The sequence below is a fragment of the Streptomyces sp. CB01881 genome, from assembly GCF_002953255.1.
GTDB lineage: Bacteria > Actinomycetota > Actinomycetes > Streptomycetales > Streptomycetaceae > Kitasatospora.
The window spans coordinates 7,490,586-7,506,449 of sequence record NZ_CP026498.1 but is presented as its reverse complement, the minus strand read 5'-3'; the positions used below and the strand labels follow the sequence as shown (position 1 = coordinate 7,506,449).

Here is a 15,864-nt window from a genome sequence, read left to right as displayed (position 1 = left end):
AGCGCCTCGTCCAGGACGACGTCCTCTCCTCGATCCACATCGAGGAGCACGAGGTCGACGCCCGTGACACCAAGCTCGGGGCCGAGCTTGGTGTCACGGGCGTCGACCTCGTGCTCCTCGATGTGGATCGAGGAGAGGACGTCGTCCTGGACGAGGCGCTTCGACAGGATGATCGCGTCCTCGTAGTTGTGACCCTCCCACGACATGAACGCCACGAGCAGGTTCTTGCCGAGGGCCATCTCGCCCTCGTCGGTGCACGGGCCGTCGGCCAGCACCTGGCCGGCCTCGACCCGGGCGCCCTCGTCCACGAGCACCTTCTGGTTGAAGGCGGTGCCCTGGTTCGAGCGGGTGAACTTGGCGGCGCGGTACGTGGTGTACGTGCCGTCGTCGTTGGCCACGGTGACGTAGTCGGCCGAGACCTCCTGGACGACACCGGCCTTCTCGGCGGTGATGACGTCCGCGGCGTCGACGGCGCAGCGGTACTCCATGCCGGTGCCGACCAGCGGAGCCTCGCTCTTCAGCAGCGGCACCGCCTGGCGCATCATGTTCGAGCCCATGAGCGCGCGGTTGGCGTCGTCGTGCTCGAGGAACGGGATCATGGCGGTCGCGACCGACACCATCTGGCGCGGCGAGACGTCCATGTAGTCGATCTCGGTGCCGGGGATGTAGTCGATCTCGCCACCACGGCGGCGGACCAGGACGCGCGGCTCGGCGAAGTGCAGGTCCGCGGTCAGCGGCGCGTTCGCCTGGGCGATGACGTAGCGGTCCTCCTCGTCGGCGGTCAGGTAGTCCACCTTCTCGGTGACCACACCGTCGACGACCTTGCGGTACGGGGTCTCGATGAAGCCGAAGGCGTTGACCCGGCCGTACGAGGCCAGCGACCCGATCAGACCGATGTTCGGGCCTTCGGGGGTCTCGATCGGACACATGCGGCCGTAGTGCGAGGGGTGCACGTCACGGACCTCGAAGCCGGCGCGCTCACGGGAGAGACCGCCGGGGCCGAGCGCGGACAGACGACGCTTGTGGGTCAGGCCCGACAGCGGGTTCGTCTGGTCCATGAACTGGCTGGCTGGTGCCGAAGAACTCCTTGATGGAGGCGACGACCGGCCGGATGTTGATCAGGGTCTGCGGCGTGATCGCCTCGACGTCCTGGGTGGTCATGCGCTCGCGCACGACGCGCTCCATACGGGCGAGACCCGTACGGACCTGGTTCTGGATGAGCTCGCCGACGTTGCGCAGGCGGCGGTTGCCGAAGTGGTCGATGTCGTCGACCTCGACCACGATGTCGCGGCCCTCGTCGTCACGCCACTCGGTCTCGCCCGCGTGCAGCTTCACCAGGTACTTGATCGCACCGATGATGTCGGGCTCGGTGAGCACGCCGGAGTCCAGCGACTCGGCGTTGCCCAGCTTGCGGTTGACCTTGTAACGGCCGACCTTCGCGAGGTCGTAGCGCTTCGGGTTGAAGTAGAGGTTCTCCAGAAGCGTCTGCGCGGCCTCGCGCGTGGGCGGCTCGCCCGGGCGCAGCTTGCGGTAGATGTCCAGCAGCGCGTCGTCCTGGCCCTGGGTGTGGTCCTTCTCCAGGGTGGCGCGCATCGACTCGTACTCGCCGAACTCCTCGAGAATCATCTCGTTGGTCCAGCCGAGCGCCTTGAGCAGCACGGTGACGGACTGCTTGCGCTTGCGGTCGATGCGGACGCCGACCATGTCGCGCTTGTCGATCTCCATCTCCAGCCAGGCACCACGCGAGGGGATGACCTTGCAGGAGTAGATGTCCTTGTCGGACACCTTGTCCAGGGTGGAGTCGAAGTACACACCCGGGGAGCGGACCAGCTGCGAGACGACGACACGCTCGGTGCCGTTGATCACGAACGTGCCCTTGTGGGTCATGAGCGGGAAGTCGCCCATGAAGACCGTCTGAGACTTGATCTCACCGGTCTCGTTGTTGGTGAACTCGGCCGTGACGAAGAGCGGAGCCGCGAACGTGAAGTCGCGGTCCTTGCACTCGTCAATGGAGTTCTTCGGCGGCTCGAAACGGTGGTCGCGGAAGGTCAGCGACATCGACCCGCTGAAGTCCTCGATCGGGGAGATCTCTTCGAAGATCTCCTCCAGACCGGACTTCGTGGGGACGTCCTGACCACTCTCCAGGGCCGCCTCGACCCGGGACTTCCAGGCCGCGTTGCCGAGCAGCCAGTCAAAGCTCTCGGTCTGCAGGGCCAGGAGGTTCGGGACCTCGAGGGGCTCCTTGATCTTCGCGAAGGAGACGCGGAGCGGGGCGGTGGATGCGGCGGAATTGTTCGAGGCGTTGCGCGGCGCGGCCAAGAGGGGGGTCCTTCCGAGGGCTCGGAGCTCACTGCGCGCGTACCGGCCGGGCCTGGAAAGGCTTGGTCCCACCTCCCTCGCCACTTGCCTCTGCCGGGGGTGAAAACCCGAGGTCAGAGCCGTTTTGCGGAGGCGGTGCCAGACCCCTTCAGGGCAACGCAAACTCCGGGCGACGAGTCACGGAGCAGCTAACAGGCAGCGCAAAGGGACAGTGTAGCCAAACGGCACACTGCTGTCCAGCTCTGATTCGGAAACCGAATCGGAGACTCCTCCCGGTAGCCGGCGGGCGCGGACGCCCTCCGGGTACTGCACCGGCCCGGGCACTCCCGGGCCTTCACGACTCACCTGGAGTCACTTCCCGCCGGAGGTGCTGGTTATGCATCCAGCAGCAAACCAACCGGGCGGACTCGCGCCTTGAGAATCGCGCGCCGCGCCTGGTTCGTCAAGGGCCCGCCTCCGGCACGGACCTCGACCCTTCCATCGCTGCGAACCCGCCCGGCGTTACAGAAGCCGTGGTGAGGGCCACTCTCGATGACAGCGATCACCATACCCGCCCGCACCGACACTGCCGAGTGCGCTCTCGGCCACACCGGTGGTTCCCCGCCGCCGGGCCCGCCGGGGCCGGGAACGCGAAAAGGCCGGGCCGACCACCCGTGAGGGTGATCGGCCCGGCCCAGGCGTCCTCAGCCCGCAGAGGGGCTGGGGGGCACCTCCCGGCCGCTAGGGCCGGGGAAAAGTCACTTGACGGTGACCTTGGCGCCAGCGGCCTCGAGGGCAGCCTTGGCCTTCTCGGCAACGTCCTTGGCAACCTTCTCCAGGACCTTGGCACCAGCGGTGTCAACGAGGTCCTTGGCCTCCTTCAGGCCGAGGGAGGTCAGGGTGCGCACCTCCTTGATGACCTGGATCTTCTTGTCGCCGGCACCGTCGAGGATGACGTCGAACTCGTCCTGCTCCTCAGCGGCCTCGGCGGTCGGGCCGGCAACGCCGGCGGCGGCAACGGCGACCGGAGCGGCAGCGGTGACGTCGAACTTCTCCTCGAAGGCCTTCACGAAGGCAGCGAGCTCGATGAGGGTGAGCTCCTCGAACTGCGCGAGCAGCTCGTCCTGGGTCAGCTTCGCCATGATTGGCGTCCTTCCACTAATTCGGCAGGTGGTGCCGTATGTACGGGTTGGCGGGCGTACGGGCCCGCAGCGAGGCGTGAGCCTGCCGAATTACTCGGCGGCCTCGTCCTCGGCGGCGGGAGCCGGCGTACCGGCACCGCCCTGCTCGACCTTGTCGCGCAGCGCGTCCACAGTGCGGACGAGCTTCGACGGCAGGGCCTGGAAGAGCGCAGCAGCCTGGGACTGCTTGGCCTTCAGGGCGCCGGCCAGCTTGGCGAGCAGCACCTCGCGGGACTCGAGGTCCGCGAGCTTCTTGATGTCATCGGCGGACAGCGCCTTGCCGTCAAGGACACCGCCCTTGATGACGAGAGCGGGGTTCTCCTTGGCGAAGTCACGCAGAGCCTTCGCCGACTCCACCGGGTCACCGGTGACGAAGGCGACAGCCGTCGGACCGTTGAACTGGTCGTCGAGCTCCGTGATCCCGGCCTCGTTGGCAGCGATCTTGGTCAGCGTGTTCTTCACCACGGCGTACTGGGCGTTGTCACCCAGCGAGCGACGCAGGGTCTTGACCTGCTTCACCGTCAGACCGCGGTACTCGGTCAGTACGGCCGCGTTCGAGGCGCGGAACTTGTCCGCGATCTCGGCGACGGCAGCAGCCTTGTCGGGCCTAGCCATAGGCTTACGCCTCCTTCCGTGATGTCGAAGTCCGGCCGACCGCAAAAGTCGACCATTCTCACCTCGGACCGCCGGACGGAAGGAAAGCTCCTGCAGAAAAGCAGATGAGCCCCGGTGCGCAGGCGCACGGGGCTCAGTACGACCTCGACAGGCCCACGTGCGAACACGGGGGACCCGGAAGTCCAAGCTCCAAACAATCCTGCGCGGGCTGCCTGCGCTGAGAGCGCAGATCCTTCGGTCGCACACTCCCTTGCGGGCGCATGGTGACAACCAGCGGTCTTTGGCTTCGGCAACAGTAGCCGGAGCCCGCCGTCCGGGGCAAATCGCCCAGGATCACCGCCCACCGGCGGGACGGCCGGGGCGCGACGGGAGGCCGGGGCGGGAGGCCGGGACGGTCAGCGGGCCAGCGGGGAGACGTTGCGGACGCCCGCGTCCACGGTGTCCGCCTCGGCCGGGGCCTGGGCCGAGAGGCTGCCGGCGAACTCGGAGTAGAGCACCGAGTCGTCGGCCCGGCCGCCCTCCCCGGTGCCGGTCCGCTGGAGCTTGACCATCTGGTCCTTGTCGTTGAGCCAGAGGTCCAGGGTCAGCGAGGCCGACCCGCCGGGGGCGAGCGCGGCGCGCAGGCCGGCCCGGCGGGCCGGGCTCAGCTGGGTCTGCGCGGCGGCGTACCGCTCGGCGTCGGTGGTGACCCGGTAGTGCACGACCGCCGAGTCCTCGAACTTCTCCTCGCCGAGGAACTGCGCCTCCACCCCGTCCGCGGTCGCGGCGGCCAGCGCCTCGACCGGGTTGAGCAGGTCGATCAGCCCGGCGTACGGGATCTCCCGGTGGCCGTCCGGGCCCGGCGTGCCGGTGAACCGCTCCCAGTGCCGGCCGCCGAGCCGGGCCGCGGTCGCGGCGTCGCCGCCCTGGTACGCCACGGTGTCCACGACGATCAGCTGCTCGGCCTCGGCCGGGGTGGAACGTTTGACCTGGAGGGCGGTCTTGGGCAGCCAGAACATCGGGCCGGAGCCGGCGTCCGGCCCGAGCCGGTAGCTGACCTTGGCCCGGCGGGCGGTCTGCATGGCCAGCTGGGCGGAGAGCAGGACGCCGTGCGGCGACCGGTCGGTCGGCTTGGCCGGGCCGGTCGGGGAGGCGCTGGTGGGCGTCGGCGTGCCGGTGGGCGCCGACGGCGAGCCGTCGCCCCCGCCGCACGCCGTCAGGCCGCCCGCCAGCAGCGTCGCGGCCACCACCGCCGCCAGCCGCCGCACCGCCATGCCCGCTCCCCTTCCGTCCCTGACGCGCCTGTTCCGAGCCACCTTGCCACCAGGACCCCGGCCGGCGGGCGGCGCCCCCTCGTCCGACCGGGTGAGCGGCCGACGGGCCCGGACCGGACCGGGGGGCGGGGAGGGCTCAGCCGCCGAAGAGCCTGGAGAAGTCGGAGCTCTTGCCGACGTCGCCGAAGGCCGGCGCCTCGATCTTGGCCGCGGTGCCGAGGCCCGAGTACTTGACGGTGACGGCCTGCTGCTCGCCGTTCTTGTTGCTGTAGCCCTTGAGTTGGACCAGCTCCTGGGTGCCGTTGATCCAGAAGTCGACGGTCATCGTGTTGCCGCCCGCCGCGAGGGTCTGCTGGACGGCGGCGCGCTGCTCGCTGCCGAGCGCGGTCATCGCCTCGGTCAGCTTGGCGACGTCCTCCACCGCGCGGTAGTGCGTGGTCTGGACCCCGCCGACGGCCTCCGCCCCGACCTTGGTCGGCTTGCCGGCCTGGGCCGCCACGGTGAGCTGGAGCACCGGGTTGCTCAGCTGGGTCACGGTGAGGAACATGCCCGCCATCGGGCCCACGCCCGGGTCCTGCGGGGTGACCTTCGCCCAGTGCTTCCCGGCCAGGGCGGCCGTCACGTCGGGGCCGCCGCCGAGGAAGATGTCGTCGCCGACCACCCGGGTCTTGGTGGACGCCTTGCCCTTGCCGGCCACGTCGATGTCGGTTCTCTGCTTCCACTGGGCGGTGCCGGTCATGGAGTTGTCCGGCAGGGCCAGCTCGACGTTGCCGTTGGCGGCCTTCTCCATCACCACGGCCGAGGCGGCCAGCGCGGCCTTCGGTTCGAGGCCGGAGGCCTTGCCGGCGGCCGGGTCCTCGGAGGACTTGGTGTCCGCCTTGCCGTCACCGCAGGCCGCCAGTCCTCCGACCAGCACGGCGGCTGTGACGGCGACGGAAGCGAGGCGCAGAGCACGCATGAAGAAACCCCCAGTGAGGCCCGATTGTCAGGTAATACTCAGCGGACTCTAACGGATCGTCAAAGTCCGCCTGACAACGGCCACCCCTCGGAAACGACTCAGCCGGTCGCCGCCGGGGTCTCCGTGGCCGCCGCGGCCTCGGAGACGTCGGTCGTGGTGACCACCGTTCCGGCGCTGCCCTGGACCGTGGCACGGAGCCGGACCAGCCGGTTCCCGGGCGCCACCCAGAAGTCGTAGCCGATCGTCGTGACCCCCTGCTGCCGCTGGTAGGCGAGCACCACGGCGAGCCGGTCGGGGCCGAGCCCCTCGTCGGCGCCGAAGTACTCGGCCACCGGCGCGGTGGCCCGGTAGTGCGCCACCGTGCCGCCGGCCAGCTGCTCGCCGCCGAGCGAGGTGAGCTTCCCGGCCAGCGCCATCGCGTGCGCCGGGCCGCCCGGATTGGCGACCAGCCCGCTCAGCCAGCCGCCCGCGTACGCCGCACCGGGCGCCCGCGGGTCCAGCGACTCGGCGTCGGCCCGCTCGGCCCGCTTCGCCGGCGCCCCGCCGTACGCGAGGTCGAGCGCGCCGCCCCGGGCCTGGAGCCGGCCGGTGCCCGACTCGTCGGTGACGGTCAGATCGACGGCGTCCTTGGCGCCCCAGATGACGGTTCCGGAGGCGGTGCGCCGCCCGGCGGGACCCTCCTCGACGGTCTGGACCTGCGCGCCGCCGACGTCGTCCAGGGCCTGCGCGGCCGAGAGCAGCACCTGCTTGGGCGGCCGGACGGTCGCAGCCCCGTCACCCGGGGTGCGGTCCCCCGAGACGGCCATCAGGCTGCACGCGGTGAGACAACCGGCGAGCAGCAGCAGGGCTGCCCCCCAGACGGCGGGGCGAAGGGCGGGCAGCACGGCACACTCCGGCAGTCACACAAGAAAGTCACATGATCCGACCGGCTGAGCGTACGACGCGCCGCACCCCTCTTTCCCCCTGCCCCGGTCTCGATCCGGACACGACGACGGGCCCGCACCCCGGTGAAGGGGACGGGCCCGTCGTACGGACTACTGCTGCGCCCAGGACGCGGCTACCGGTGTGAGCTCGGGGCTCAGACGGAGGCCGGGTCCTCCTCGACCAGGAGGTTGCGGGTGCGGTTCGGGTCCACCAGGATGCCGGGGCCGATGGTGGTGGAGACCGCGGTCTTCTTGATGTAGCGGCCCTTGGCGGCGGACGGCTTGGCGCGGAGCACCTCGTCCAGCGCGGCGGCGTAGTTCTCGACCAGCTGCTCGTCGGTGAAGGAGACCTTACCGATGATGAAGTGCAGGTTCGAGTGCTTGTCGACGCGGAACTCGATCTTGCCGCCCTTGATGTCGTTGACAGCCTTGGCGACATCGGGGGTGACGGTGCCGGTCTTCGGGTTCGGCATCAGACCACGGGGACCGAGCACGCGGCCGAGGCGGCCGACCTTGCCCATGAGGTCCGGGGTGGCGACGACGGCGTCGAAGTCCAGCTTGCCCTTGGCGACCTCGTCGATGAGCTCGTCGGCACCGACGATGTCGGCGCCCGCAGCACGCGCGGCCTCGGCACGCTCGCCGGTCGCGAAGACCAGGACCCGAGCGGTCTTACCGGTGCCGTGCGGGAGGATCACGGTGCTGCGGACCATCTGGTCGGCCTTGCGCGGGTCGACGCCCAGACGCATGGCGACCTCGACGGTGCCGTCGAACTTGGAGGTGCTGGTCGCCTTGGCGAGGCGGATGGCCTCGAGGGGGGCGTAGAGGCGGTCGCGGTCGACCTGAGCGTCCGCGGCCTTCAGAGCCTTGCTGCGCTTCACTGCTGCTCCTGAGTGGGGAATGGAGTCGTGGTATCGACGGGCCGCGCAGGCCCTACCACATGGACGAGAAGGGTGATCAGCCCTCGACCGTGATGCCCATCGACCGGGCGGTGCCGGCGATGATCTTGGACGCGGCGTCCAGGTCGTTGGCGTTCAGGTCGGGGAGCTTGACCGTGGCGATCTCGCGGACCTGGGCGGCCGTGAGCTTGGCGACCTTGGTCTTGTGCGGCTCGGCCGAACCCTTGTCCACGCCCGCGGCCTTCAGGATGAGGCGCGCGGCCGGCGGCGTCTTCGTGATGAAGGTGAAGGAACGGTCGTCGTAGACCGTGATCTCCACCGGCACGATCATGCCGCGCTGCGACTCGGTCGCAGCGTTGTAGGCCTTGCAGAACTCCATGATGTTGACGCCGTGCTGACCCAGCGCGGGGCCGACCGGCGGCGCCGGGTTGGCCGCGCCGGCGTTGATCTGGAGCTTGATAAGCCCCGTGACCTTCTTCTTCTTGGGAGGCATTTCTCTCCGGGTCCTTCCGAGAGGTGATTGCTGGTGCATGCCGGACCGGGGCGACACCCGGCCGCCAGCACACACATCGGACCAGGCTAACGCGGATGCGCCGCTGGACCAAAACGACTTCGGGGCGGAGCCGCAGCCCCGCCCCGAAGCCGAAGCTCAGTACTAGTTCTTCTGGATCTGGTCGAAGGAGAGCTCGACCGGGGTCTCCCGGCCGAAGATCTCGACCAGGCCCTTGACCTTCTTCGAGTCCGGGTTGATCTCGTTGATGGTCGCCTGCAGGGTGGCGAACGGGCCGTCGGTGACGGTGACCGAGTCGCCGACCTCGAAGTCGAGGACCTGGATCTCGCTCGGCTTGACCGGGGAGGGCTTGCCGGCCTCCTTGGCCGCCTGGCGCTCGACGTCGGGCGCCAGCATCTTGACGACCTCGTCCAGGGTCAGCGGGTACGGGTCGTAGGCGTTGCCGACGAAGCCGGTGACACCGGGGGTGTTGCGCACGACGCCCCAGGACTCCGGGGTGAGGTCCATGCGCACCAGGACGTAGCCGGGGAGCTTGTTCTGGCGGATGGTCTTGCGGTCGCCGTTCTTGATCTGGACGACCTCCTCCTGCGGCACCTCGGCCTGGAAGATGTACTCCTCGACGTTCAGCGAGACCGCGCGCTGCTCCAGGTTCTGCTTGACCCGGTTCTCGTAGCCCGCGTAGGTGTGGATCACGTACCACTCGCCCGGCATGAAGCGCAGGTCCTCGCGGAACTTGGCGACCGGGTCGACCTCGACGGCGGCCTCGGCCTCGACCTCAGCCTCGTCCTCGACCTCGACCTCGTCGGCGGCCTCCTCGGCCTCCTCGACGGCGGGCTCCTCGTCGGACTCCACGTGCAGCGCGGCCTCCTCGGCCGGCTCGCCGGCCTCGGCCTCGTCGAACGCCTCGGCCTCGTCCTCGTCGCTGTCCGCGGCGTCCACGATCTGCTCGGCGGCCTCGACGTCGTCAGCCAGCTCGGCCGCGTCCAGCTCGGCGGCGACATCCGCCTCGCGGACGGTCTCGTCGGCGTCGTACAGGGGGGACTCAGACACGGTGGCTGCTTCTTTCCTGGAGATGGTGAAGGTGGCGCGCTCCAAGGCCGCTCCGGCGCCGCTCCGCTCACGCGGGCGCCGGCAACTGTCTCGGAGACTTCAACAGTACCGAGTCAACGGTAGCGGCCGCGTACGTCCGGCGCCGACAGCTCGACCCGGGCCGATGAATCGGCCCGGGTCGGGAAGCTGTTTCGAAGGTGGGGCGGCTCGGTCAGCCGAAGATCCAGAGGCTGAGCTTCGAGAACCCGTAGTCGAGACCGGCCACGAAGGCCATCACGACCACGACGAACACGACCACCACGGTGGTGTAGTTGACCAGCTCGCTGCGGGTGGGCCAGACGACCTTGCGCAGCTCGGCGATGATCTGCCGGTAGAACAGGGCGAGCCGGGCGAAGACGCCCTTCTTGGCCCGCTTGCCGGACTTCTTGTCGCCGGAGCGGCCGGCCCGCTTGCGGTCGCGACGCGACTCGCCCTCGGCGGGCGTGGTCTCGTCAGCGCCGTCGGCACCCTCGGGGTTGCCGCTCTCAGGCGTTGCGGTGGAGCCCGTGGTCTCCGTCACTCGTCCTCACCTGAATCCGGGTCCTGCCGAGCATCACCTGCGCACCCGATCGGGCACGAGCGGTCGGCTAAAGCGGTGCTGTTCGGTGCCCTCTCCGCATCAAGCCCGCTCGCTCTGTGGAGCGAACGGGCTGAATACGGATCAAGCAGCAGGGCAAGAGGGACTTGAACCCCCAACCGCCGGTTTTGGAGACCGGTGCTCTACCAATTGAGCTATTGCCCTACGGTGCCTCGCGGCTCCTGTAGCGACCACCAACCTACCGCATCTCCCCCCGCTGTATGCACAGGCGGTGAAAGCTTTGGCTTTCTCGGTGGCCGTCGAGCAGTGAGTGTACGTGGTCGAGGGGGGTTTGGTCGAACCTCTTCTTCAACACCCCACGTCGGCGCGGTCGCCATGCGGACAGGGCCGTACATATCGTGAAACCCCCATGCCCGGTCCGTCCCGATTCTGCGACCATGCAGGCATGAGCGCTTCCACCCCGCAGCCCGACAGTTCCGTCCGCCCCGCCGACCGACGGGTCTCCGCCCGGATCGGCGCCATCGCCGAGTCCGCGACCCTCGCCGTGGACGCCAAGGCCAAGGCCCTCAAGGCGGCCGGCCGGCCGGTGATCGGCTTCGGCGCCGGCGAGCCGGACTTCCCCACCCCGGACTACATCGTCGAGGCGGCCGTCGAGGCCTGCCGCGACCCGAAGAACCACCGGTACACCCCGGCGGGCGGCCTGCCCGAGCTGAAGGCCGCGATCGCCGCCAAGACGCTGCGCGACTCCGGCTACTCGGTGGACGCCTCCCAGGTCCTGGTGACCAACGGCGGCAAGCAGGCGATCTACGAGGCGTTCGCCGCGATCCTCGACCCGGGTGACGAGGTCATCGTCCCGGCCCCGTACTGGACCACCTACCCGGAGTCGATCCAGCTGGCCGGCGGCGTCCCGGTCGAGGTCGTGTCCGACGAGACCACCGGCTACAAGGTCTCGGTCGAGCAGCTGGAGGCCGCCCGCACCGAGAACACCAAGGTGGTGCTCTTCGTCTCGCCGTCCAACCCGACCGGCGCGGTGTACACCGAGGCCGAGGCCCGGGCCATCGGCGAGTGGGCGCTGGAGCACGGCCTCTGGGTGCTGACCGACGAGATCTACGAGCACCTGGTCTACGGCGACGCGACGTTCACCTCGCTGCCGGCCCTGCTGCCCGCGCTGGCCGACAAGACCATCGTGGTCAACGGTGTCGCCAAGACGTACGCGATGACCGGCTGGCGGGTGGGCTGGGTGATCGGCCCGAAGGACGTCGTCAAGGCCGCGACCAACCTGCAGTCGCACGCCACCTCGAACGTCTCCAACGTCGCGCAGCGCGCCGCGATCGCCGCCGTCAGCGGCGACCTCTCCGCCGTGCACGAGATGCGCACCGCCTTCGACCGGCGCCGCAGGACCATCGTGAAGATGCTCAACGAGATCGAGGGCGTCCTCTGCCCCGAGCCCGAGGGCGCGTTCTACGTCTACCCGTCCGTCAAGGGCCTGCTGGGCAAGGAGATCCGCGGCAAGCGCCCGCAGACCTCCGCCGAGCTGGCCACGCTGATCCTGGACGAGGCCGAGGTCGCGGTCGTCCCCGGTGAGGCCTTCGGCACTCCGGGCTACCTGCGCCTGTCGTACGCGCTCGGCGACGCCGACCTGGTCGAGGGCGTCGGCCGGATCCAGAAGCTGCTCGCCGAGGCGACCGCCTGACGGCACCCGCCCGGACCGGACCGCCCCCTTCACCCCTTCGGGGGACGTGAAGGGGGCGGTTCCCGTATCCGGGCCCGATGCGGCAGTATCGGCGGATGGAACGCCTGCTGAATCCGCGAGACGTCAGGGACCTCCCCAAGGCCCACCTGCACCTGCACTTCACCGGCTCGATGCGCCCCGCCACCCTGCTGGAACTGGCCGACAAGCACGGCGTCCGCCTGCCGGAGGCGCTCAGCTCCGGCGAGCCCCCCAGCCTGCGGGCCACCGACGAACGCGGCTGGTTCCGGTTCCAGCGCCTCTACGACACCGCCCGGTCCGTCCTGCGGGACGAGTCCGACATCCGCCGGCTGGTCCTGGAGACCGCCGAGGACGAGCGCCGGGACGGCTCCCGCTGGCTGGAGATCCAGGTCGACCCGACTTCGTACGCGCCCCGGCTCGGCGGTCTGCTCCCCGCGCTGGAGCTGATCCTGGACGCCGTCCGGCACGCCTCCGAGGCCACCGGCGTCGGCATCCGGGTCCTGGTCGCGGCCAACCGGATGAAGTCCCCGATGGACGCCCGGACGCTGGCCCGGCTCGCCGTCCGGTACGCCGACCAGGGCGTGGTCGGCTTCAGCCTCTCCAACGACGAGCGACGCGGCCTCGCCCGGGACTTCGACCGGGCCTTCGACATCGCCCGCAGGGGCGGGCTGCTGGCCGCCCCGCACGGCGGCGAGCTGGCCGGCCCGGAGTCCGTCCGGGACTGCCTGGACGACCTCGGCGCGGGGCGGATCGGCCACGGCGTCCGGGCCGCCGAGGACCCGCGGCTGATGCAGCGGCTGGCCGACCGTCAGGTCACCTGCGAGGTCTGCCCCTCGTCCAACGTCTCGCTGGGCGTCTACGAGCGGGCCGAGGACGTCCCACTGCGCCGGCTGTTCGACGCGGGCGTGCAGCTGGCGCTGGGCGCCGACGACCCGCTGCTGTTCGGCACCCGGCTGGCCGCCCAGTACGACCTGGCCCGCGACGTGCTCGGCTTCAACGACGCGGAACTCGCCGAGCTGGCCCGCCAGTCGGTGCGCGGCTCGTGCGCGCCGGAGAGCACCCGCAAGGAGCTGCTGGCGGACATCGACGCCTGGCTGCTGGACGGGTCCTAGAGCTTGACGCCGACCATGACCGGCTCGTTGACCAGCTCGACGCCGAACGCCGCCCGGACGCCGTCGCGGATCTCCCGGGCCAGCGCCAGCAGGTCCTCGGCGGTGGCCGCGCCCCGGTTGGTCAGGGCCAGCGTGTGCTTGGTGGAGAGGGTGGCCGGACCGCTGCCGTAGCCCTTGCCGAAGCCCGCCTTGTCGATGAGCCAGGCGGCCGAGGTCTTGGTGCAGCCGTCCGGCGCCGGGTAGGCGGGGGCGGTGAGCTCGCGCTCGGCGGCCAGGGCCAGGAAGGCGTCGTACTGCTCGGCGGTCAGCACCGGGTTGGTGAAGAAGGAACCCGCCGACCAGGTGTCGTGGTCGGCCGGGTCGAGCACCATGCCCTTGCCCGAGCGCAGCCGCAGCACCGCGTCGTGGGCCTCGCGCAGCACGACCGGCTCGCCCTGCTCGACGCCCAGGTGCCGGGCCGTCTCGGCGTAGGCGACCGGGGTGGAGAGCCCGCCTTGGTCGGCCAGCCCGAACCGGACCCGCAGCACCACGTAGCGGTCCGGGTCGGCCTTGAAGCGACTGTGCCGGTAGGAGAAGGCGCACTCGGCGTTGGAGAGCGTCACGGTCTCGCCGGCCCGGCGGTCGTAGGCGACCACCTCGGTGACGGACTGCGCCACGTCCTGGCCGTACGCGCCGACGTTCTGGACGGGCGTGGCGCCGGCCGAGCCGGGGATGCCGGCCAGGAACTCGATGCCGGCCAGGCCGTGCTCCACCGTACGGGCCACCGCCTCGGCCCACACCTCGCCGGCGGCCAGCTCCAGGGTGGTGCCGTCCAGCGCGAAGCCGGTGGTGGCGATCCGCAGGACCGTCCCGGGGAAGCCGGCGTCGCCGATCACCAGGTTGGAGCCGCCGCCGAGGACCAGCAGCGGCTCACCGGCGGCGTCGGCCTCGCGGACGGCGGCGACCACCTCGTCGTCGGTGGTCGCGGTCACCAGGCGGCGGGCCGGACCGCCGAGCCGGAGCGTGGTCAGCGGGGCGAGGGGGGCGTCGAGTTCTACCAGCACGCCCACCAGCGTACGGGGAGGGGCCGGGCCGCCCCTCCCCCGCCGGGCGTCTCAGGCCAGCCGGACGACGGCGCGGGACATGCCCAGCACCTTCTGGCCGCCGTAGGTCGCCACCAGGTCGACCTGGACCTTGCGGTCGTCGAGCAGCTTGGCCACCTTGCCGGTGACCTCGATCACGGAGCCGACCCCGTCGTTGGGCACCGGCACCGGGCGGGTGAACCGCACGCCGTACTCGACCACCGCGCCCGGGTCGCCGACCCAGTCGGTGACCACCCGGATCGCCTCGGCCATGGTGAACATGCCGTGCGCGATGACGTCCGGCAGGCCCACCTCCCTGGCGAACTTCTCGTTCCAGTGGATCGGGTTGAAGTCACCGGAGGCGCCCGCGTACTGCACCAGTGTGGCGCGCGTCACCGGGAAGGACTGCGCGGGCAGCTCGGTGCCGGCCGCGACCTCGTCGAAGCTGATCGCCATGGTGTTACTCCCCCGCCTCGTCGGCGGCACGGGCCACCAGGGTCATGACCGACGTCACCACGTGCTCGCCGCTCGCGTCCGACACCTCGCCGCGCACGGTGAGCACGTCGTTGCCCGCGAGCGACTTGATGTTGTCGATGGTCACCGCGACCGAGAGGCGGTCGCCGGCCCGCACCGGGCGGGTGTACGCGAACTTCTGGTCGCCGTGCACCACCCGGCTGTAGTCCAGGCCCAGCTCCGGGTCCTGGACCACCTGGGCGGCGGCCCGGAAGGTCAGCACGAACGGGAAGGTCGGCGGGGCGATGACGTCCTGGTGCCCGAGCGCCTTGGCGGCCTCCGGATCGGTGTACGCCGGGTTGGCGTCACCCACGGCCACCGCGAACTCGCGAATCTTCTCCCGGCCGACCTCGTACGGCTCGGTGGGCGGGTAGGTCCGCCCGATGAAGGAGGGGTCGAGTGCCACGGGCAAACTCCTCGTAAGTCCGGTGGATGGCAAAAAAGACTCCGGACCGCACCCAGTGAGGGTGCGGCCCGGAGTCGAAGACCTGAATCACACAGGCCCGGCGCCCTGCAACAGGGTCAGCGGGTCTCGCGGTGCGCGGTGTGCGAGTTGCAGCGGGGGCAGTGCTTCTTCATCTCAAGACGGTCCGGGTCGCCGGTTCTTCTTGGTGATGTAGTTCCGCTCCTTGCACTCCACGCAGGCCAGCGTGATCTTCGGGCGGACGTCGGTGGCAGCCACGGGAGTGCCTTCCTTGGACAATGAATAAGAACACAACAAGAGTAGCCGACCGGGAGTGCGATCTCCCGACCGACTACGCGGGGTAGCGGTGACCGGACTTGAACCGGTGACACAGCGATTATGAGCCGCTTGCTCTACCAACTGAGCTACACCGCCACAGTGATCCGAAGAACAGCCGAAGCTGACTCCTTTTCACCGAGCCCCCATGCGGAATCGAACCGCAGACCTTCTCCTTACCATGGAGACGCTCTACCGACTGAGCTATAGGGGCGAACGAGGAAGAGATTACACGTTCCGCGCCCAGAGGTGAAATCCGTATCCCGCGACGAAGACCGCAGGTCGGCGGCGTGCACGGACGGGCGATCGAAGGCCGGGTGTTCGACCGGCCTCCGGCGGCGCGGCCCGACCCGATACGACTATTGCCCGCCTCCCGGCGCCCCGTGCCCGCGCCCCATAGGCTCGACGCTCATTGATCGGGACGGACCGGGCAGTCGGACGGGCCAGCGCGAGAAGGAGCCGGGCG

Annotated in this window: 14 protein-coding genes, 3 tRNA genes and 2 pseudogenes; 2 read left to right on the top strand and 17 right to left on the bottom strand. The window is 70.1% G+C overall.

Features of this window, described 5'->3' with window-relative positions:
* Window positions 1–74: 74 nt before the first annotated feature.
* From rpoB to C2142_RS22695, 11 genes and pseudogenes are all read right to left on the bottom strand, one after another.
* Window positions 75–2,319, bottom strand: a pseudogene (gene rpoB / locus C2142_RS22745) (DNA-directed RNA polymerase subunit beta); the annotation flags it as partial.
* Between the two features lie 737 nt (window positions 2,320–3,056).
* Complete coding sequence (gene rplL, locus C2142_RS22740) at window positions 3,057–3,440, bottom strand: 50S ribosomal protein L7/L12 (RefSeq protein ID WP_148644362.1); 384 nt, start codon at window positions 3,438–3,440, stop codon at window positions 3,057–3,059.
* A gap of 90 nt (window positions 3,441–3,530) precedes the next feature.
* The gene (gene rplJ, locus C2142_RS22735) at window positions 3,531–4,094 is read right to left on the bottom strand and encodes a 50S ribosomal protein L10 (RefSeq protein WP_148644361.1); all 564 of its coding nucleotides are present in this window, start codon (window positions 4,092–4,094) and stop codon (window positions 3,531–3,533) included.
* A 395-nt stretch (window positions 4,095–4,489) separates the two neighbouring features.
* Window positions 4,490–5,347 (bottom strand): hypothetical protein, encoded by an 858-nt coding sequence (locus C2142_RS22730; RefSeq protein ID WP_148644360.1) that lies wholly within the window; start codon window positions 5,345–5,347, stop codon window positions 4,490–4,492.
* Window positions 5,348–5,483: 136 nt separating this feature from the next.
* A complete protein-coding gene (locus C2142_RS22725) occupies window positions 5,484–6,305 on the bottom strand; it encodes a hypothetical protein (RefSeq protein ID WP_148644359.1) in 822 nt (273 codons plus the stop codon).
* A gap of 98 nt (window positions 6,306–6,403) precedes the next feature.
* Window positions 6,404–7,189, bottom strand: a complete 786-nt coding sequence (locus C2142_RS22720; RefSeq protein ID WP_148644358.1) for a hypothetical protein — start codon at window positions 7,187–7,189, stop codon at window positions 6,404–6,406.
* Between the two features lie 194 nt (window positions 7,190–7,383).
* On the bottom strand, window positions 7,384–8,106 hold the full coding sequence (gene rplA / locus C2142_RS22715) for a 50S ribosomal protein L1 (RefSeq protein ID WP_148644357.1): 723 nt from the start codon (window positions 8,104–8,106) through the stop codon (window positions 7,384–7,386).
* 76 nt (window positions 8,107–8,182) lie between these two features.
* Complete coding sequence (gene rplK, locus C2142_RS22710; RefSeq protein ID WP_148644356.1) at window positions 8,183–8,617, bottom strand: 50S ribosomal protein L11; 435 nt, start codon at window positions 8,615–8,617, stop codon at window positions 8,183–8,185.
* Window positions 8,618–8,779: 162 nt separating this feature from the next.
* Window positions 8,780–9,622, bottom strand: a complete 843-nt coding sequence (gene nusG, locus C2142_RS22705) for a transcription termination/antitermination protein NusG (protein ID WP_241003253.1) — start codon at window positions 9,620–9,622, stop codon at window positions 8,780–8,782.
* A gap of 274 nt (window positions 9,623–9,896) precedes the next feature.
* Complete coding sequence (secE, locus tag C2142_RS22700) at window positions 9,897–10,244, bottom strand: preprotein translocase subunit SecE (RefSeq protein WP_148644354.1); 348 nt, start codon at window positions 10,242–10,244, stop codon at window positions 9,897–9,899.
* A gap of 149 nt (window positions 10,245–10,393) precedes the next feature.
* A tRNA-Trp gene (locus tag C2142_RS22695) sits at window positions 10,394–10,466 on the bottom strand.
* A 241-nt stretch (window positions 10,467–10,707) separates the two neighbouring features.
* On the opposite strand from C2142_RS22695, the gene C2142_RS22690 reads away from it, so the two are divergent.
* Window positions 10,708–11,955 (top strand): pyridoxal phosphate-dependent aminotransferase, encoded by a 1,248-nt coding sequence (locus C2142_RS22690; RefSeq protein WP_148644353.1) that lies wholly within the window; start codon window positions 10,708–10,710, stop codon window positions 11,953–11,955.
* 95 nt (window positions 11,956–12,050) lie between these two features.
* On the top strand, window positions 12,051–13,085 hold the full coding sequence (locus C2142_RS22685) for an adenosine deaminase (protein ID WP_148644352.1): 1,035 nt from the start codon (window positions 12,051–12,053) through the stop codon (window positions 13,083–13,085).
* Here C2142_RS22685 and C2142_RS22680 read toward each other — a convergent pair.
* The 6 genes and pseudogenes from C2142_RS22680 to C2142_RS22655 all read right to left on the bottom strand — a co-directional run bounded on the left by C2142_RS22680 (window position 13,082) and on the right by C2142_RS22655 (window position 15,612).
* Entirely contained in the window at window positions 13,082–14,125 is a 1,044-nt protein-coding gene (locus tag C2142_RS22680) for a UDP-N-acetylmuramate dehydrogenase (RefSeq protein ID WP_148644956.1), read from the bottom strand. The two genes, C2142_RS22685 and C2142_RS22680, sit on opposite strands and share 4 nt — an antisense overlap.
* Before the next feature lie 54 nt (window positions 14,126–14,179).
* Entirely contained in the window at window positions 14,180–14,602 is a 423-nt protein-coding gene (locus C2142_RS22675; RefSeq protein WP_148644351.1) for a MaoC family dehydratase, read from the bottom strand.
* 4 nt (window positions 14,603–14,606) lie between these two features.
* Complete coding sequence (locus C2142_RS22670; protein WP_148644350.1) at window positions 14,607–15,065, bottom strand: MaoC family dehydratase N-terminal domain-containing protein; 459 nt, start codon at window positions 15,063–15,065, stop codon at window positions 14,607–14,609.
* 116 nt (window positions 15,066–15,181) lie between these two features.
* A pseudogene (gene rpmG, locus C2142_RS22665) lies at window positions 15,182–15,341 on the bottom strand (50S ribosomal protein L33).
* A gap of 83 nt (window positions 15,342–15,424) precedes the next feature.
* Window positions 15,425–15,497, bottom strand: a tRNA-Met gene (locus tag C2142_RS22660).
* A 42-nt stretch (window positions 15,498–15,539) separates the two neighbouring features.
* A tRNA-Thr gene (locus C2142_RS22655) sits at window positions 15,540–15,612 on the bottom strand.
* Between the last annotated feature and the right edge of the window lie 252 nt (window positions 15,613–15,864).